The sequence below is a fragment of the Micromonospora sp. NPDC051006 genome (assembly GCF_044456245.1).
Lineage (GTDB): Bacteria > Actinomycetota > Actinomycetes > Mycobacteriales > Micromonosporaceae > Micromonospora.
The window spans coordinates 31,054-48,637 of the sequence record NZ_JBITFP010000038.1 but is presented as its reverse complement, the minus strand read 5'-3'; the positions used below and the strand labels follow the sequence as shown (position 1 = coordinate 48,637).

Annotated in this window: 18 protein-coding genes; 11 read left to right on the top strand and 7 right to left on the bottom strand. The window is 73.4% G+C overall.

The annotated features are described in order from the left end of the window. Positions 1–235 precede the first annotated feature (235 nt). The 6 genes from ACIBBA_RS32800 to nudC all read left to right on the top strand — a co-directional run bounded on the left by ACIBBA_RS32800 (position 236) and on the right by nudC (position 7,050). Positions 236–1,567 (top strand): DEAD/DEAH box helicase, encoded by a 1,332-nt coding sequence (locus tag ACIBBA_RS32800; protein WP_396702666.1) that lies wholly within the window; start codon positions 236–238, stop codon positions 1,565–1,567. Between the two features lie 158 nt (positions 1,568–1,725). Continuing rightward, the gene (locus tag ACIBBA_RS32795; protein ID WP_357051324.1) at positions 1,726–1,929 is read left to right on the top strand and encodes a hypothetical protein; all 204 of its coding nucleotides are present in this window, start codon (positions 1,726–1,728) and stop codon (positions 1,927–1,929) included. 237 nt (positions 1,930–2,166) lie between these two features. Continuing rightward, positions 2,167–3,282, top strand: coding sequence for an LLM class flavin-dependent oxidoreductase (locus ACIBBA_RS32790; RefSeq protein WP_396702664.1), 1,116 nt, complete (start codon positions 2,167–2,169; stop codon positions 3,280–3,282). 10 nt (positions 3,283–3,292) lie between these two features. Continuing rightward, a complete protein-coding gene (locus tag ACIBBA_RS32785) occupies positions 3,293–4,603 on the top strand; it encodes a M16 family metallopeptidase (RefSeq protein ID WP_396702662.1) in 1,311 nt (436 codons plus the stop codon). 55 nt (positions 4,604–4,658) lie between these two features. Beyond that, on the top strand, positions 4,659–6,014 hold the full coding sequence (locus tag ACIBBA_RS32780) for a M16 family metallopeptidase (RefSeq protein ID WP_396702660.1): 1,356 nt from the start codon (positions 4,659–4,661) through the stop codon (positions 6,012–6,014). 52 nt (positions 6,015–6,066) lie between these two features. Beyond that, positions 6,067–7,050 carry an NAD(+) diphosphatase gene (gene nudC, locus ACIBBA_RS32775; RefSeq protein ID WP_396702658.1) on the top strand — a complete coding sequence of 328 codons (984 nt, stop codon included), beginning with the start codon at positions 6,067–6,069 and terminating at the stop codon, positions 7,048–7,050. A 100-nt stretch (positions 7,051–7,150) separates the two neighbouring features. On the opposite strand, the gene ACIBBA_RS32770 is transcribed toward nudC, so the two are convergent. The 3 genes from ACIBBA_RS32770 to ACIBBA_RS32760 all read right to left on the bottom strand — a co-directional run bounded on the left by ACIBBA_RS32770 (position 7,151) and on the right by ACIBBA_RS32760 (position 8,931). After that, positions 7,151–7,426, bottom strand: coding sequence for a hypothetical protein (locus ACIBBA_RS32770; protein WP_396702656.1), 276 nt, complete (start codon positions 7,424–7,426; stop codon positions 7,151–7,153). A 213-nt stretch (positions 7,427–7,639) separates the two neighbouring features. Next, positions 7,640–7,879: a DUF397 domain-containing protein gene (locus ACIBBA_RS32765; protein WP_396702654.1), complete on the bottom strand. Its 240-nt coding sequence runs from the start codon at positions 7,877–7,879 to the stop codon at positions 7,640–7,642. 71 nt (positions 7,880–7,950) lie between these two features. Further along, the gene (locus ACIBBA_RS32760) at positions 7,951–8,931 is read right to left on the bottom strand and encodes a helix-turn-helix domain-containing protein (RefSeq protein WP_396702653.1); all 981 of its coding nucleotides are present in this window, start codon (positions 8,929–8,931) and stop codon (positions 7,951–7,953) included. Positions 8,932–9,156: 225 nt separating this feature from the next. Between ACIBBA_RS32760 and ACIBBA_RS32755 the strand changes: the two genes are divergently transcribed. Beyond that, positions 9,157–10,431 (top strand): MFS transporter, encoded by a 1,275-nt coding sequence (locus ACIBBA_RS32755; RefSeq protein ID WP_396702651.1) that lies wholly within the window; start codon positions 9,157–9,159, stop codon positions 10,429–10,431. Between the two features lie 87 nt (positions 10,432–10,518). Here ACIBBA_RS32755 and ACIBBA_RS32750 read toward each other — a convergent pair whose 3' ends face one another. Next, positions 10,519–10,761 (bottom strand): mycoredoxin, encoded by a 243-nt coding sequence (locus ACIBBA_RS32750; protein ID WP_350871584.1) that lies wholly within the window; start codon positions 10,759–10,761, stop codon positions 10,519–10,521. Positions 10,762–10,854: 93 nt separating this feature from the next. Here ACIBBA_RS32750 and ACIBBA_RS32745 point away from each other — a divergent pair, with 93 nt between their 5' ends. The 4 genes from ACIBBA_RS32745 (at position 10,855) to ACIBBA_RS32730 (ending at position 14,131) form a co-directional block, all read left to right on the top strand. After that, a complete protein-coding gene (locus tag ACIBBA_RS32745; protein WP_396702649.1) occupies positions 10,855–13,017 on the top strand; it encodes an ATP-dependent DNA helicase UvrD2 in 2,163 nt (720 codons plus the stop codon). A 124-nt stretch (positions 13,018–13,141) separates the two neighbouring features. Next, positions 13,142–13,396: a hypothetical protein gene (locus ACIBBA_RS32740; RefSeq protein ID WP_396702647.1), complete on the top strand. Its 255-nt coding sequence runs from the start codon at positions 13,142–13,144 to the stop codon at positions 13,394–13,396. 131 nt (positions 13,397–13,527) lie between these two features. Then, positions 13,528–13,893 carry a WhiB family transcriptional regulator gene (locus ACIBBA_RS32735; protein WP_350871589.1) on the top strand — a complete coding sequence of 122 codons (366 nt, stop codon included), beginning with the start codon at positions 13,528–13,530 and terminating at the stop codon, positions 13,891–13,893. A gap of 1 nt (position 13,894) precedes the next feature. Continuing rightward, positions 13,895–14,131 (top strand): hypothetical protein, encoded by a 237-nt coding sequence (locus ACIBBA_RS32730; protein ID WP_350871591.1) that lies wholly within the window; start codon positions 13,895–13,897, stop codon positions 14,129–14,131. A gap of 100 nt (positions 14,132–14,231) precedes the next feature. On the opposite strand, the gene ACIBBA_RS32725 is transcribed toward ACIBBA_RS32730, so the two are convergent. From ACIBBA_RS32725 to ACIBBA_RS32715, 3 genes are all read right to left on the bottom strand, one after another. Beyond that, positions 14,232–15,578, bottom strand: coding sequence for an ABC1 kinase family protein (locus ACIBBA_RS32725; protein ID WP_396702644.1), 1,347 nt, complete (start codon positions 15,576–15,578; stop codon positions 14,232–14,234). A 145-nt stretch (positions 15,579–15,723) separates the two neighbouring features. Next, on the bottom strand, positions 15,724–16,776 hold the full coding sequence (locus tag ACIBBA_RS32720; RefSeq protein ID WP_396702642.1) for a TOMM precursor leader peptide-binding protein: 1,053 nt from the start codon (positions 16,774–16,776) through the stop codon (positions 15,724–15,726). 204 nt (positions 16,777–16,980) lie between these two features. After that, positions 16,981–17,148 carry a DUF5679 domain-containing protein gene (locus ACIBBA_RS32715; RefSeq protein WP_012014940.1) on the bottom strand — a complete coding sequence of 56 codons (168 nt, stop codon included), beginning with the start codon at positions 17,146–17,148 and terminating at the stop codon, positions 16,981–16,983. Positions 17,149–17,584 lie beyond the last annotated feature (436 nt).

Sequence of the window (17,584 nt, the reverse complement as noted above, 5' to 3'; positions counted from 1 at the left end):
GCCCAACGGCCCGGCCGGGGTCCAACACCCCCCCGCACGCCAGGTGGCCAACCCCCCCCCCACCCCCCCCCCCCCGGGGGGGGTGGGGGGGGGGGCGGCCCGGGGGGGGGGGGGGGGGGCCCGGCCCCCGTACCCCCTTCGGTTCGTGCTTGTGACCACCCGCAGCTCGGCTGCGCCGGTGGCAGCGCCGCTCGGCGCCTTCCTCGACACGTGCCGCCTCGAGGAAGGCTCCCTTGTGACTACCGTCATGCCGTCATTCGCTGATACCGGCCTGGCGCCGAACCTGCTCGCCGCACTGTCGGCCCAGGGCATCGCCGCGCCGTTCCCGATCCAGTCCGCCACCCTGCCCGACTCGCTCGCCGGCCGGGACGTGCTGGGCCGGGGCCGCACCGGCTCCGGCAAGACCCTCGCCTTCGGGCTCGCACTGCTGCACCGCACCACCGGTCACCGGGCCCGCCCGGGCCGTCCACTGGCACTGGTGCTGGTGCCGACCCGTGAGCTGGCCCAGCAGGTCACCACCGCGCTCGCCCCGTACGCCCGCGCCGTCGGGCTGCGCTGCGCGACCGTGGTGGGCGGCCTCTCGCTCCAGCGCCAGGCGGACGCGCTGCGCGCCGGCGCCGAGGTCGTGGTGGCCACCCCCGGTCGGCTGCACGACCTGATCAACCGCGGCGACGCCCGTCTCGACCAGGTCGAGATCACCGTGCTGGACGAGGCCGACCAGATGGCCGACATGGGCTTCCTGCCGCAGGTCACGAAGCTGCTGGAGCAGGTCGCCCCGCAGGGGCAGCGGATGCTCTTCTCGGCGACCCTGGACGGCGGCGTCGACCGCCTGGTCCGTCGCTTCCTGAGCAACCCGGTGACCCACTCGGTCGACCCGGGCACGGCCACCGTCAGCGCGATGACCCACCACGTGCTGCACGTCGACGCGGTGGACAAGCCCGCCGCGCTGACCCGCATCGCCGCCCGTGAGGGCCGCACCATCCTGTTCATGGGTACCAAGCACCGCGCCGACCGGCTCGCCCGCCAGCTGCTCTCCAAGGGGGTACGCGCCGCGGCGCTGCACGGCGGCAAGTCGCAGCCGCAGCGCACCCGGATCCTGGAGCAGTTCCGCAACGGGCAGGTGAGCGTCCTGGTCGCCACGGACGTGGCGGCCCGGGGCATCCACGTCGACGGGCTGGACCTGGTGGTCAACGTGGACCCGCCGACCGAGGCGAAGGACTACCTGCACCGGGGTGGCCGCACCGCCCGGGCGGGGGAGTCCGGCACGGTGGTGACCCTGGTCCTGCCGGAGCAGCGCCGCGACGTGTCCCGGCTGATGGCCACGGCCGGCATCCGCCCGGAGTCGGTCCAGGTGCGCTCCGACGAGGCCGCGCTGGTGCGGGTGACCGGTGCCCGGGAGCCCTCCGGCGTGCCGGTGACCATCGCCGCGCCCCCGGCGCCCGCGGCCAAGCGCGCCTCGGGTGGTCGTGGCACCGCGACGAGCACCGACGGCACCTCGAACGTCGGCCGGCCGGCGCACCGCGCCTCGGGCCGGTCCCGTCGGCCGCGCCGGCCGCGTATCGCCTGACGCCCGCGGCTGACCTCGTCCCGCGCCGCCGCACCGGTTGACTGAGTCGGTAATCAGCATCCGGTGCGTCGGGTGGGCGACTGCGGGGTCGTACCGGCCTGGTCGAAGCTGCCCTGGGGACGTCGTCGGGCGGGGGGCCCGGCGCGGGAGGGGTGACCATGGTGGGCGACGTGGACTCCGGCGCGGCACTGCGCGAGCTGCTCATGGTGCTCGCGGTCGCCGTCGCCGGACTGCTGCTCGCCATGGTCGCGGCCTTCACGCCCTGGCACGCCACCCCGGCCGGGTCTGCTCCCGCCGGCCTGGTGGAGCTGCACGGCCCGGGTGATCCGGGCGCCGCCCCGGCAGGTACGCGAGCCGGCTGACCGGCCGTCGAGGCCCGTCGAGCCGTCGCGTCCGCCAGGGTGCGCCGGGTCGGGTCGTGCGTGGTGTGGTCGGGCCGGCGGGGCACCGGTCCGACCACGCCCTGCTGTCCGGCAGTCGGCCCGGGTCTCTTCTCCGTCATCCAGATGCCGGGACGATTCGATCTCGGCTATGTCGGTCTTTCCTACCGGCTCGATAGGATTACCACTCCTGTCGCGCTGGCTGGAGAGAGGCGACGCATGACCTTCCACTGGTTTCTCCCCACCTCCGGCGACGGCGACCAGGTGGGCGCGGCGACCGTCACGGCCGGCGCGGCCAGGCACGACCGCGCCGCGACCGTCGCCTACCTGGCCGAGGTCGGTCGGGCCGCCGAGCGGGGCGGCTTCGCGGCCGTGCTCACCCCGGTGGGCGCGGGCTGCCCCGACCCGTGGATCGTCTGCGCCGCCGTCGCCCAGCACACCGAGCGGCTCGGCATGCTCGTCGCGGTCCGGGCCGGCTTCGCGCTGCCCACCCTGATCGCCCAGCAGGCCGAGGCGTTCCAGGCGGTCTCCGGCGGCCGACTGTCGATCAACGTCGTCACCGGCGGCGACCCGGCCGAGCAGCGGGCGTACGGCGACTTCCTGCCGCACGACGCCCGCTACGCGCGTACCGGCGAGTTTCTCGACGTGCTCCGCCGCTGCTGGCGCGGCGAGCCGTTCGACTTCACCGGCGCGCACTACCAGATCGCCGGCGGCGGCCTGGCCAACCCGCTGACCGACCCGCCGCCGGTCTACTTCGGCGGTGCCTCCCCGGCAGCCGAGGCGGTGGCCGCCCGGCACGCCGAGGTGTACCTCATGTGGGGCGAACCCCCGACCGCGATCGCCGCCCGGGTGGCCCGGATCCGCGCGCTCGCCGCCGAGCACGGCCGGCAGTTGCGGACCGGGATCCGGCTGCACGTCATCGCCCGGGCCACCGCCGCCGAGGCGTGGGCCGAGGCCGACCGGCTGCTGGCCGGGATGAGTCCGGAACGGATCGCCGCCGCCCAGGCGCGGTTCCGCCGGATGGACTCGGTCGGGCAGGCCCGGATGGCCGCCCTGAACGGCGGGAGCGCCGACGGGCTCACCGTCGCGCCGAACCTCTGGGCCGGGGTCGGTCTGGTCCGCGAGGGCGCCGGCACCGCGCTGGTCGGCAGCTACGCCGAGGTCGCCGCCCGGATCGACGAGTACGCCGGGCTCGGCGTCGACGAGTTCGTGCTCTCCGGTTGGCCGCACCGGGAGGAGGCCGAGCGGGTCGGCGCCGAGGTGCTGCCCCTGGTGACGGCCCCGGTCGCGGCTGCTCACCGGAGGTCGCCGGTGGCGACGGTGCCGACGCGCTAGGGTCGATCCCGTGGCGGCGCGGAGATCGAGAATTCCAGCGACGAAGTACCCGGTCGAGCGGTTCACCCTCGACAACGGCCTGCGGGTGGTCCTCACCCCGGACCGCAGCGCCCCGGTCATCGGGGTCGCCGTGGTCTACGACGTCGGCATCCGCTCCGAACCGGAGGGGCGTACCGGCTTCGCCCACCTCTTCGAGCACCTGATGTTCCAGGGTTCGGAGAACCTGGAGAAGCTGGCCCACTTCCGGCACGTGCAGGGCGCCGGGGGCACCTTCAACGGCTCCACCCACCTCGACTACACCGACTACTTCGAGACCCTGCCGAGCAACGCGCTGGAACGGGCGCTCTTCCTGGAGGCCGACCGGATGCGCGGCCCCCGGCTGACCGAGGAGAACCTGCGCAACCAGGTCGACGTGGTCAAGGAGGAGATCCGGGTCAACGTGCTCAACCGGCCGTACGGCGGCTTCCCCTGGCTGACCCTGCCTCCGGTCATGTTCGACACCTTCGCCAACGCGCACGACGGCTACGGCTCCTTCGACGACCTGGAGTCGGCCACCGTCGCCGACGCTGCGGACTTCTTCCGGCGCTACTACGCCAGCGGCAACGCGGTGCTGGCGGTGAGCGGCGACATCGACGTGGCCGAGGCGACCGGGCTGATCGAGCGGCATTTCGGGGACGTACCGGCCCGGCCCGCGCCGCAGCGTCCCGACTTCACCGAACCCGACCTCACCGCTGAGCGGCGCACCTCGTACACCGACCGGCTGGCGCCGCTGCCGGCGGTGGCCGGCGCCTGGCGGGTGCCGGACCCGATCACCGACTTCGTCGGCTACCTGCCCTACGTGGTGCTGGCCGAGGTGCTCACCGACGGCGACGCGTCCCGGCTGGTGGAGCGGCTGGTGCTGCGGGACCGGGCGGTCACCAGCGTCGGCGGCTACCTGGGTTTCATGGGCGACCCGTTCGACGTCCGTGACCCGACGGCGTTGCTCCTCCAGGCGCACCTGCCGCCCGGCGGCGACGTGGACAAGGTGCTGCGCACCGTCGACGAGGAACTGGACCGGCTGGCCAGCGACGGGCTGACCGAGGGCGAGCTGGCCCGCACCCAGGCCCGCATGGGCACCCACCTGCTGCGCGACACCGATGCGGTGCTCGGCCGGGCGCTGCGGATGGCGGTGCTGGAGCAGCAACGCGGCGAGCCCGGGCTGCTCAACGAGCTGCCACGGCTGGTCGGCGAGGTCACCGAGGAACAGGTACGCGCCGCGGCCGCCACCCTGCGGCCGGAGCGCCGCGCGTCCATCGAGGTCATCGCCGGAGGTGCCCGGTGAGCGCGAGGAGTGAGCTGGGTTTGCGAGCCCCGCAGTCGCGAACGAAGGAGGCCCGATGACGGCAATGGTTGAGCCGGGGCCGCGGACGCTGCCGGCGCTGGGCCCGAATCGCAAGCTCAAGCTGCCGAAGCAGGCCGAGCGCACGCTGGCCAACGGCCTCACCGTGATCGCGGTGCGCCGCCCGGCGGTGCCGCTGGTCGAACTGCGGTTGTGGGTGCCGTTCGGGCGGGCCCACCTGGCCCGCGGCGTGATGCTCGCGCAGACCCTGCTCTCCGGGACGCCCGCGATGACCAGCGTGCAGATCGCCGCCGAGCTGCAGAAGGTCGGCGGCGGGCTCGCCGCCGGCGTCGACCCGGACCGGCTGATGCTCTCCGGCACCAGCCTGGTCACCGGGCTGGACCGGATGCTGGAGATCCTCGCCGCCGTGCTGACCTCGGCGAGCTATCCGAAGGACGAGGTGGGCACCGAGCGCGACCGGCTGGTCGACCGGATCCAGGTCGCCCAGAGCCAGCCCGCGCACCTGGCCCGGGAGGCCCTGCTCAAGCGGGTCTACGGCCGGCACCCGTACGCGCTCCAGACGCCCGAGCCGGAGCAGGTCCGTGCGGTCCGTCCGGCCGCGCTGCGCAGCCTGCACGGCGAGCGGGTACACCCGGCCGGGGCGGTGCTGGTGCTGGTCGGCGACGTGCAGCCGGAGCGGGCGCTGGACGCGGCCGAGAAGGCGCTGGGCGACTGGACCGGTGGTGGCCGGGAGGTCGACCTGCCGCCCGCCCCGCCGCTGGAGCCGGGACCGCTGCTGCTGGTCGACCGGCCGGGGTCGGTGCAGTCGTCGCTGCGGGTGGCGCTGCCGGCGGTGCCCCGCACCCACCCGGACCACGCGGCGCTGCAACTGGCCAACCTGATCTTCGGCGGCTACTTCTCCTCCCGGTGGGTGGAGAACATCCGCGAGGACAAGGGCTACACGTACGGCCCGCACTCGCTGGTCGAACACTCGGTGGCCGGGTCGGTGCTGGTCGCCGCCGCCGAGGTGGCGACCGAGGTGACCGGACCGGCGCTGCTGGAGACGACGTACGAGCTGGGCCGGCTGGCCTCGGTGCCGCCGAAGGAGGAGGAGCTCGAGCAGGCCCGGCAGTACGCGCTGGGCACGCTTCAGCTCGGCATGTCCACCCAGGCCGGCCTGGCCGCGTTGACCAGCGCGTACGCCGGCAACGGGCTGCGGCTCGACTTCCTGGCCGAGCACGCGGCCCGGCTGGCGAAGGCCACCGTCGCCGACGTCGCCGAGGCGGCGGCCCGCTACCTCGCCCCGGCGCGGGCGGTCACCGTGGTGCTCGGCGACGCCGAGCGGATCGCGCCGCCGTTGGCCGCGTTGACCGCGGTCGAGACGGCCTCAGTGAGCGCAGCGACCGAGTCATGACGCGCAGCGCGGCGGGGCCTCGTGACGGCGCCGGCCGAAGGGAGGGGTCGGCATGAGCGGGGAGACCGCGCCGCCGCTGGCCCGCTCCACGCTGGACCGGGCCGCGCACCGCCGGACCGACCCGGTCTGGTTGGCCGAGGCGTGGTTGCGGGGTCGGGTGCTGGTGTTGGACTCCACCGCGGAGGGCCGCACCCTGATCCGCACCGAGGGCACCCCGCCGCCGGTGGTGCTGCTGGGCGCGGGGGAGCTGCCACCGGGCAGCGAGGCGACCGCGATGTTCCTCGGGGTCGAGCCGGACGGGGTTCCGGTCTTTGCCGTGGACGTCCCGCTGCCGGCGTTGCCCGGCACCCGCGCGGTCGGCCTGCGCGACGTGGGCCACCTGCTCAGCGATCGGGACGCCGGCCTCTTCACCACCGCGCTGGCGCTGCTCAACTGGCACCTGCGGCACGGCTACTCGTCGGCGAGCGGCGCGCCGACCGAGATGGACGAGGCCGGCTGGTCGCGGATCGACCGCAACGGCGTGCGGATCTGGCCGCGTACCGATCCGGCGATGATCGTGCTGGTGCACGACGGGATGCCCGGCCCGGAGGGGCGGTGCCTGCTGGGCAACAACGCCGCCTGGCCGGGCACCGCCGGCGAGCGCCGCTTCTCCTGCCTGGCCGGTTACGTCGAGCCGGGCGAGTCGGCTGAGGCCGCGGTGCTGCGCGAGGTCTGCGAGGAGGTCGGCGTCGGGGTCGAGCGGATCACGTATGTGGGGAGCCAGGCGTGGCCGTTCCCGGGCTCGCTGATGCTGGGCTTTCTCGCCACGGCCGATCCGGAGCACCCGGTGCGGATCGACCCCACCGAGATCGCGTACGCCCGGTGGTTCTCCCGTCAGGAGATCGGCGCGGCGCTGGCCGGGCGGACGGTGGACGTCGGCGGCGGCGCCCGCTTGCTGCTCCCGCCACCGTCCTCGATCGCGTTGTTCCTGATCCACCGCTGGCTGGACGGCTGGCTGGAACCGTCGGACGGAGCTGGACACGGTCCCGGCCTGTGACCGTCGTTGCCGCGGCGGTCACAGGCCGGGAACACGGACCGTCGTGGTCGGTGGGCGAGGAACACGGCGGGGGAGCCGGTCCGGCCACGACGGACGTCTCTCAGGTGGCGGTGCGATCCGGTCGGTGCCAGCGGCCGGATCCGGGCTCGCTCAGCGGCAGCACTTTGACCCGCTGCCGGCCGGCACGGACCGCGCCCACCGTGGCGAGGGCCCGGGCCAGGATCAGCGCGGCGTCCCGGTCGTCGGCGTGCACGATTTGCCGGCGCGGCTCCGGCGCGGTCGTCTCGTCCCGCAGCCGATGACCGCCGGCCCAGGCGGCGGCGATGTCTCCGTCGGCGACGGAGCGGATGTCGGTGCGAACGATCAGGAACCGCATGAGGGTCTCCGATGAACCGCGACTGATGAGCCGGTGTGGAAGTTCCACGTCACTCTGTCGCCATGTTACGCCGCGTGTTCATCTCGGCAACTGAAACACGACTATCGGTGTGGAGCCTCGTCCGATCAGCGGATGCCTGATCAGCGGGGGTGCCGGGGCCACATGCGACGGGGCCGCCGGCATCGTGCCGACGGCCCCGTGCCTCTCGGTGGGTCAGTCCAGATCGAACTGTCCCTTCTTCGCACCGGTGATGAAGCCCAGCCATCCGGCCCGGTTGAACAGCAGCACCGGGCCGCTCTGGTCCTTGCTGTCCCGCAGCGCGACCGCCGCCGGTCCGCCGCCGAGCGGCGCGACCTCCACGCAGTTGGAGGTCTGGCTGCGGGTGCTCTTACGCCACGGGGCGTCCGCCAGGTTCTGGCCGGGTACGGACGGCGTGTTGCGGATCTCGTTCATGGTTCTGCTCCATTCGAACCGCTTCGATGGGTCGAGTGGTGTCGCACGCGAAACGGAGGGTCCCCCGTGGATCACCGTTCCGTCAGCCGCCCCGAATAGCGGCGGCGCTGGGCCGGCGCCGTTGCCGGCCCGTACGCCACTGTGGACGGGCTTCCCGCCTCGGTCAGCCGTCCCGCCGCGTCGATCAGCCAGGAGAGGGTGTCCGAGGCGGGAAGCGCCGCCGTGCATAGCCACTCGAACACCACTTTATAGCGATTTAGGCCGTTTGCCTCGGTCGACATGACGTCGGTGAACCCCCCTTCGATGGCGACCGTCTCCGGATCGAGGGGATCGGCGAACCGATAGAGCGAGAACGCGGTCGGTGGGAGGTAGAAATCGCCGATCGGCGCGTCGCGGAGCAGCACGTGCAGGGTGACGTTGGGCAGCAGCGCCAGCTCGCAGAGCTGGACCAGTTGCTCGTGGAGCACGTCGGGCGGGCCGGCCCGGTGGCCCAGCGCCGCCTCCTCCAGCACCGCCGTGTAGCGCGGCGCGTCGGGCGCCCTGGTCAGCAACGACTGCCGTGCCAGCCGGGCCTGCACCTCGGTCTCCGGCTCGTCGGTGGGCTCCGGGTCACCGGCGCCCGCCCCGACCTGGCGGGCCGAGACGATCCGCACCCGGGCGTAGCCGGGTGTCTGCAACAGCCCGGGCACCAGCACCGGGTTGTACTCGGAGATCTCGGCACAGCCCGCCTCGAGCTCGGCCCAGCTGCGCTGCTGCTGGGTCATCACCGGGAAGTTCTTCAGCCAGCCACGGATGTCGCCGGCCTCCTGGGTGATGCCGAGCAACTCGCCGCGGAGCGCCTCGCCGGCGCCGTAGAGGTCGAGCAGGTCCCGCACGTCCTCCGGGTCGGGCCGGCTGCGGCCATTCTCCAACCGGGACAATTTGGACGCGGATGCCCAGCCGATCCGCTCGATGACCTGGTCTCCGGTGAGGCCCGCGGCTTCGCGCAGCCGGCGCAGCTCGGTGCCCAACCTGCGACGGCGCAGGATCGGGCTGGGTGAGGCAGGAGGCACGACGACCTCTTTCCCGTCGGCCGCCGCAGACGCGACGGTAACTGTATGAAATTCGCCCCCCACCGTCAGTATGGACGGCGCGACCGGCGTCGGACGTTCCGGCGAGGGCGTGTCTTGCAGAAAAGAGGACCGTGGACGCTGTGGCCTCGCACGAACCGGGCCGCGAGGCACGCGCCACCCCGACCGCGCCCGCCACCGGGCGCACCACCGCAAGCCGGAGGATCCATGCGCACCGTCCTGCGCCGACCCGAGTTCCGCCTGCTCTTCGGCGGGCTGCTGGCCAGCATGACCGCGGAGTCGATCCTCCTGCTCGCGCTCGCCATCTGGGTGAAGGACCTGACCGGTTCGAACGGCATGGCCGGCGGCACCATCTTCGCGATCATCGCGCCGATGACCCTGGCGCCGCTGATCGGCTGGTTCGTCGACCGCTACCCGCGCCGGCCGTTCTTCGTGGTGGCCAACCTGGTGACCGCGGTCCTGCTGATGCCGCTGTTCCTGGTGCGGGATCGGACCGACGTGTGGATCATCTACGCGGTGGCCGCCCTCTACGGGCTCTCCTACCTGACCCTCAGCGCCGCGCTCAACGGGCTGATCCGTGAGCTGGTGCCGGTCGAGCTGCTCGCCGAGGCGAACGGCGTGCTGCAGACCGTACGCCAGGGGCTGCGGTTGATCGGTCCGCTGGCGGGCGCCGGGCTCTACGCGGCGGTCGGCGGCGGGGTGTTGGCCGCGATCGGCATGGTCGGATTCCTGTCAGCCGCCGTCGTGGTGGCCGCGCTGCGCACGACGCAACAGGCGCCGTCCCGGGCCGGGCCGCGCTGGACCGCCGAGCTCGGGGCCGGCCTGCGGCACCTCGCCGGCGAGCCGGCGTTGCGCCGGGCGCTGCTCGGCTACGGCTTCGGCTCGCTGGTGATGGGCTTCACCGAGTCGCTGATCTTCGCGTACGTCGACCACGGACTGCGCCGCGACGCCGCGTTCGTCGGCGTGCTGGTCACCGTGCAGGGGATCGGCGGGCTGATCGGCGGGCTCTGCTCGGCCGGGGCGGTCCGCCGCCTCGGCGAGGTGGGCACGCTCGCCGTCGGCGTCGCCTTCTTCGCGCCGGCCGCGTTGATGCTGGCGTACCCCGATCTCCGGCTGGGGACGGCGGCGGTGCTGCTGGCCGGCGTCTCGCTGCCGCTCACCATGGTCGGGCTGAACACGCTCGTCCAGCGCCGGACCCCGCCCCGCCTGCTCGGCCGGGTCACGGCTGCCGCGGAGGCGGTGATCAGCGGACCGCAGGCGGTCTCGATCGGCGCCGGCGCGCTGCTGGTCGGCGTGCTGGACTACCGACTGCTCTTCCTGCTGATCGGCCTGGCCACCCTGCTCGCCGGGGGCTACCTCTGGCGCGGCCGCCACCTGAGCGCCCCACCCCCATCCACACCCCACATCCCGGCCCCCCGCCGCCCCACCACTCCCGTCGATCATGAGGTTCTCGCCGCGACACGCCGGCGCCGCGGGAGATAACTTCATGATCAACGGTCCGGGTGGGCCACGGCAGACACGGAAAGGGTGGCCGTCCGGGGGGACGGCCACCCTCGCGTTGGGTGCGGGTCAGGCGGCGATGCTGGCGAGGTGCTGCTTGACCTGCGTGATCGACGGGTTGGTGAGCGAGCTGCCGTCGGCGAAGCGCAGGGTCGGCACGGTCTGGTTGCCGCCGTTGACGCCCATCACGAAGTCCGCGGCCTCCGGGTTCTGCTCGATGTCGACCACCTCGTACCCGATGCCCTCCCGGTCGAGCTGCGACTTCAGCCGGTGGCAGTAGCCGCACCACGAGGTCGAATACATCGTCAGCATGGTCAGATCCTCCAACTGCTCCACCCGGTGGCTTGCCGATCAAGCCGAGGCTAATCGCTGCAACGTCCGGGGCGGCTGCGAGAATTCCTGGCTGTGGTGGTTCACTCAGCGTCCGAGCGGGTGCTCGCCGGGCTGGATCCCGAGCAGCGCAACGCGGTGACCGCGCCGGCCGGCCCGGTCTGCGTCCTGGCCGGCGCCGGCACGGGTAAGACCCGGGCCATCACCTCCCGGATCGCCTACCGGGCCCTCACCGGGGAGATCTCCGCCCGGCATGTGCTCGCGGTCACCTTCACCGCCCGGGCCGCCGCCGAGATGCGGCACCGGCTCACCCAGCTCGGGGCTGCCGGCGTGCAGGCACGCACCTTCCATGCGGCGGCACTGCGGCAGGTGCGCTACTTCGCGCCCCGGCTGCTCGACGGCCGGGCCATGCCCGAGCTGTTGGACAGCAAGGTCCGGCTGGTGACGCTCGCCGCCGCCCGCGTCGGCCTGCGTACCGACCGGGCCGCCGCGCGCGACCTGGCCGGCGAGATCGAGTGGGCCAAGTCGTCCCTGGTCGAGCCGGGGGAGTACGTGGTCGCGGCGGCGAAGGGACTGCGCGACACCCCGCACGAGCCGGCAAAGGTCGCCGAGGTGTTCGCCGCGTACGAGAAGATCAAGCGCGGCAACGGGGTGATCGACTTCGAGGACATGCTGCGTGCCGCCGTCTGGGGGATCGAGGAGCACGCCGACGTCGCCGAGCAGGTGCGCGCGCAGTACCGGCACTTCGTGGTCGACGAGTACCAGGACGTCAACCCGCTGCAGCAGCGGCTGTTGGACGCCTGGCTCGGTGGCCGGGACGACCTGACCGTGGTCGGTGACGCCAGCCAGACCATCTACTCCTTCACCGGGGCCACCTCGTCCTACCTGGTCGACTTCCCGCGCCGGCACCGCAACGCGGTGGTGGTCCGGCTGGTCCGCGACTACCGGTCCACCCCGCAGGTGGTCGGGCTGGCCAACGCGGTGATCTCCCAGGCCCGGGGCGCGGAGGCCCGACTGCGGCTGGAGCTGAGCGGGCAGCGCCCGCCCGGCCCCGAGCCCGAGCTGCGCATCTTCACCGACGAGCCGGCCGAGGCGAGCGCGGTGGCCGCGCGCGCCCGGGCGCTCGTCGAGGCCGGCACCCCGGCCCGCGAGATCGCCGTGCTGTTCCGCACCAACGCCCAGTCCGAGGCGTACGAGAAGGCGCTCACCGAGGCCGAGGTGCCCTACGTGGTGCAGGGGGCGGAGCGGTTCTTCGAGCGCGCCGAGGTGCGCCAGGCGATGATCGCGCTGCGCGCCGCCACCCGCTCGATCCCGGGCGAGACCCCGCTGCCGACCGCCGTGGTCGAGGCCCTCGCCGCGGTCGGTTGGGCGCCGGACTCGCCTCCGGCCGGTGGCGCCGCCCGGGAACGCTGGGAAGCGCTCGCCGCATTGGTGCAGCTCGCCGAGGAGTACGCGGCCACGCCCGAGGTGCTCCCGATCGGCGAGGCGGCGTCGGTGGAGCGCCCGGTGACCCTGGCCGGCTTCACCGACGAACTGCACCACCGGGCCAGCCAGCAGCACGTACCGACGGTGGACGGGGTGACACTCGCCTCGCTGCACTCGGCGAAGGGGCTGGAGTGGGACGCGGTCTTCCTGGTCGGGCTCTCCGAGGGCACCCTGCCCACCACCTACGCGAAGACCGTCGAGCAGGTCGAGGAGGAGCGCCGCCTGCTCTACGTCGGCATCACCCGAGCCCGGGAGTGGCTCTGGATGTCGTACGCCGCGGCGCGTTCTCCGGGCGGGCGGGCCCGGCGGCCGTCGCGGTTCCTGCCCCAGCTGGACCGCTCCGGGGGCGTCGAGCGGGCCCGCGGCACGGGACCCGCCGGCCGGCCGGAGCGCCGCCGTACCCAGATCGTCTCCTGCCGGATCTGCGGCGCGACCCTGCTCGCCGGCCCGGACCGCAAGCTCGGCCGCTGCGCGACCTGCCCGTCCGACCTGGACGAGGAGTTGCACGCGCGGCTGTGCGACTGGCGGCAGCGGGTGGCCCGAGCGCAGAAGGTCCCCGCCTACGTGGTCTTCACCGACGCCACGCTCACCGCGCTCGCCGAGCGGCGGCCCCGGCGCGCGGAGGAACTGATCGCCATCGCCGGGATCGGGCCCCGCAAACTCGGGCTCTACGGCGAGTCGGTGTTGGCCCTCGTGGGCGGCGCGACGGTCGACGACGTCTGCCCGGAGAAAACTTTCGAAATCTCGTCGTAAATTCGTTTGCCCTCGCCCCGTGGCGAGGAATAGCCTCAGGACACACCTCGCGAGCAGCGCCATTCCGGCTGCTCACGGGGGGCGAGACCCAGTCGATACGAGGAACGTGAGGGAGGTGGCACCCGTGGAGATCTTCACCTATGAGCGTCCGGCGGCGATGCCAGCTGCCTGCGCTCCGCTGTCGGCTGTCCGGGTTGCCCTTACCGCCGCACGACCGTCGGTTCCGCAGGTGCACCAGGTCCAGGTTCAGGCCGAGCTGAACCTGACCGTCGCGCCGTTCGGAGTCGAGGGCACCAGTGGCTCCACGGGCATGGGCATCAATGTCGCCAAGAAGCGCATGGATGTCCGCGGCGTTCCACCTCGAGGTAGACCGGTCTGATCACAGACCACCGGCTCACCTCGAGGCCGCGGAACCCGCTTACCGGGATCCGCGGCCTCAGTTTTTTGCCCCGCCGAAGTAGTCGGAAGTAGCGATCCACAAGATCGAAGTGAGAGAGAGGTGACCGGGCGATGAGTCTGGCGTTGGCCCCACTCGAGGTGAGCGTCGAGCTGGAGGCGAACCTGCCCTGCCGGAAGTTCGACCCCGACCTGTGGTTCTCCGACTCGCCCGCCGAGCTCGAGCTGGCCAAGTCGCTCTGCGGGGACTGCCCGCTGCGCGTCGAGTGCCTCGCCGGTGCGGTGGAGCGGGCCGAGCCCTGGGGCGTCTGGGGCGGCGAGATCTTCGAGCGTGGCGCGGTCGTTCCGCGTAAGCGGCCCCGTGGCCGTCCGCGCAAGGAAGACGTCGCCCGCGACGCCGCGCTGCGGGTCGAGGCCGAGGCGCGCCTGGCGGCCAGTGGGCTGTCCCAGGGGCGTAACGCGGTCCGGTTGGCGGCCTGACATGAACCCGATCCGTCCCAACTACGCCGGTGTCACGCCGGTAGCGAGCGAGAACACCATGCTGCACGTCCCGAACGGAGCCATCGAGATGCAACTACTCCACGAAGCGTTGTCCCGGGCTCGAATGCGCCGGCCTCAGGCCGGTCGTATCACCACGAGCACTGAGGCAACCCGATCCGCCCGTACCATCGCGCTGAACAGCCGCAAGCAGGCGGCGCGCGACCTGGGCCTTCTCTGACACCACCCACCGAACCGGGGGGGGGGGGGGGGGGGGGGGGGCCGCGCCCCCCCCCCCCCCCCCCCCCCCCGCTTCTCAATCCACGACCGCGCGCCGGTGCTCAGCCGACCGGCGCGAAGCCCGGCAGCCAGCGTTCCAGGATGCCCCGGTACGGCGCCTTCGCCTCCAGCTGGCAGAGCACCCCGATCGACCCCAGCGTCACCCGGTGGATGAGCAGGTACGACGGGGGCAGGTTGAGCTGCCGGCTCAGCTGGTAGGTGGGGGAGCGGGGGCTGGCCAGCCGGGCGGCTTCACCCCGGAGCCAGGCGCGGGTGAACCGGAACTCCTCGGCCGAGATGGGCTCCAGCATCGGACGGATGAAGTCGAGCACCCCCTCGGCGTCGATCTCTTCCGTGGCGCTGATGAAGCCCTCTGCCCGTAGGCCCGCGACCACCTCTTCGGCGTCGTTACGCAGGGCCAGCGCCGCGATCCGACCGATCGGCTCCGGCGTGCCCTCCGGCATCCGGGCCACCGCGCCGAAGTCGATCACCCCGAGCCGGCCGTCCGGCAGCAGCCGGAAGTTGCCCGGGTGCGGGTCGGCGTGCAGCAGACCGGCCCGCTGCGGCGCGGAGAGGTGCAGGATGGCCATCAGCCGGCCCGCCTCGTCCCGCTGGGCCTCGGTGCCCTCCCGGATGATGTCGGCGAGCGGCGTCCCCTCCACCCACTCGGTCACCAGTACCCGGGGCGCGGCGGAGACCACGGCCGGAATGTAGATCTCCGGGTCGTCGGCGTACGCGGCCGCGAACGCGCGCTGGGACTCCGCCTCCAGCTCGTAGTCGAGCTCCTCGGTGATCCGCTCCCGCAGCTCCACCAGGAGCGGCTTGACGTCCAGCCCGGGCTGGATCGCCCGGAACATCCCGCCCAGCCGGGAGAGCTGCTTCAGGTCGGCGAGCAGGGCTTCGCCGGCACCCGGGTACTGGATCTTGACTGCCACGTCCCGGTGGTGCGGCGCGCCCCCCGGGCCGTACCCCGGATCACGCCAGACCGCGCGGTGCACCTGCCCGATGCTCGCCGCCGCGGCCGGGGTGTCGTTGAACTCGACGAACCGGTCCCGCCAGTCGGGGCCGAGCTGCTCGGTCAGCACCTTGTGCACGCTGGCGACCGGCAGCGGCGGGGCGGCCTCCTGGAGCTTGGTCAGGGCCTGCCGGTAGGGCGCGGCGATCTCCTCCGGCAGCGCCGCCTCGAACACCGACAGCGCCTGACCGAACTTCATCGCGCCGCCCTTGAGCTGGCCGAGGACGCTGAAGAGCTGTTCCGCGGTGCGCTGCTGGATCTCCGCGGAGATCACGTCGGAGGCGAGCCCGGTGACGCGCTTTCCCATGCCGAGGACGGTCCGGCCGGCGAAGCCGAGCGGCAGTGCGGCGAGCTTGGCGGTCCGGGACACGGCCCGGCGTGGGATGTCGGTCACCCGGTCATTGTTACCGACTTGGCCGGCCCGCGGCTGCTGAGCGGCCGGGCGACTGTCGTTTGGTCCGGACGGTCGGGCGGACACCGGGCGTCGGCGGACACCGCGACGGCCGCTGCCCGGGGTTCGCCGGAGCATGCGACCGGTTTCAGCGCCGTCGGCGGGAGCATTCGCAGCCGGGGTGCGGCGGCCAGCTCCGGCGGCGGAACCGGCCGGCGCCGACGACCTCCACGGCTCCGCCGGTCGTCTCCGGGGCCCCGCCGTCGAGGTGCGCCAGCGCCTCCGCGACCGCGAATCCGACGGCCGCGAGCAGGGTGGCGGTGGCGCACGCCGGGGCCGGGCCGTCGCCGGTGAGCTGGGCGGCGAGTCGGGGCCAGTCCGGGTCACGGTCGGCCCGGTGCAGGTCGACGCAGTTCAGGCAGGGCCCGACCGGGGGGCGGAGCAGGGGGCCGATCACCGGCACGTCCTCCCGCAGGGTGACCAGCAGGTGCGCCAGGCGGCGCTGGGCGTAGCCGGCGGCGAGCAGGGCCGCCGGCCGGTCGGTGCCGAGTTGCACCGCCAGGTCGGCCCGGCCGCGGTGACCTCGGTGCCCGCCGGTGCCGGGGGCGGCCCGGTCGATCGCCTCCCGCACCGCGGTGGCGAGCGGGCGCCCGAGATCCGCGGCGGGGATGCCGGTGCCGACCAGGTCGGCCGGCTGTACCGGGCCGGCGAGTTCCGGCGTGACCTGGCCCACACCGGCCTGGGCGAGCGCCACGGCCAGTGCCGCGCCGGGCCGACCGGCACCGGTCACCAGCACCCGGGCGGCCTGCCGGCGGCGCAGCACCTGGGCCGGCGTGGCGGGCAGCCGCGCGGCGGCGAGGGCGAGCGCGCCGGCCTCGGCGCCGAGCCGGGCCCGGGTCGGCCCGGCCAGGTCGCGCGGCAGCAGGGTGTGCCGCGGCACGAGCAGGCCCGCGGCCCGCAGGGTGTCGAGCAGGGTACGGACCTCGTCGGTGCCCACGTCGGTGGCGACCGGGTGCGTCAGCACGCCGCGTTCGCTGCGGGTGCCGTCGAGCAGGTCCAACAACCGGGCGGCGCGCGGATTGGCGATCTCGAGCAGGACGGCCCGCTCCGGGCCGACGCCGAGCTGAAGTGTGTGCCGGTCCCGCCAGAGCCGGGTCAGGCCGGGCAGCAGGGTGGGGCGGGGGAGTGCGACACGGGTCATGACAACGAATCGTGACCGCGTCGATGCGCTCGGTCGATCGTTGTCCACAGGTGCGGAGGGCTCTGTCCAGGGCTGTCCACAGGAAATCGCGGGTTATCCACAGCCCGCTGGGCGTCCTGTCCGGGAGGCGACAGTAGGCCCACCGTGACGACTACGGGGGAGGGGTGGCCGTCGGCCACTCCTCCCCCGTACCCGCGCTCCGGGTCAGACCTTGGCCTTGCCCAGGATGCGGTTCACTGTTGTGCCGCACACCGGACACTTGCCCTTGGCCATGTTCATCCCGGTCTTCGAGACCTCGACGCGCCCCTCGAAGTCCCGCTTCTCCTTGCACTTGACGCAGTAACCGTTGTAGGTCTGGGCCTGGTCGGCCACGGTGCCCTCCTCGTCTCGTCCGCCGGCCGATGCCGTCCCGGCGGGTTGCCCGGCGGCGGGCCACACGGGGCGCCGGCGCTGGGTCTATCTCCGCGGTCACGCACGTGACCGCTGGTCCGCGGACCCTACCCAGGTCTGGGCAGTTCCATGTCAGCTGTGCATCGACACTGTGAGGAAGCCGACGACGAGAGTGTGCACGGCGAATAACGTCGGATAAGTCAGTTTGGCGGGGACACGCCGACCGAACTGGCCCAGATGCCCCCTCCGGGGGCCCCCGGGCGCCGCCCGGGCGGGGTGATCACCTACCGTGGGGAGGAAGCGAAGATCCCCCAGGTGGTGACCGAGTGGGCCGCCACGAAGGGTGACGGTGACGCTTCGCGTTGGTCTGCCAAGAATTTTTTCGGGACTCCTGGCGACCAATCACCATCTTCCGGGC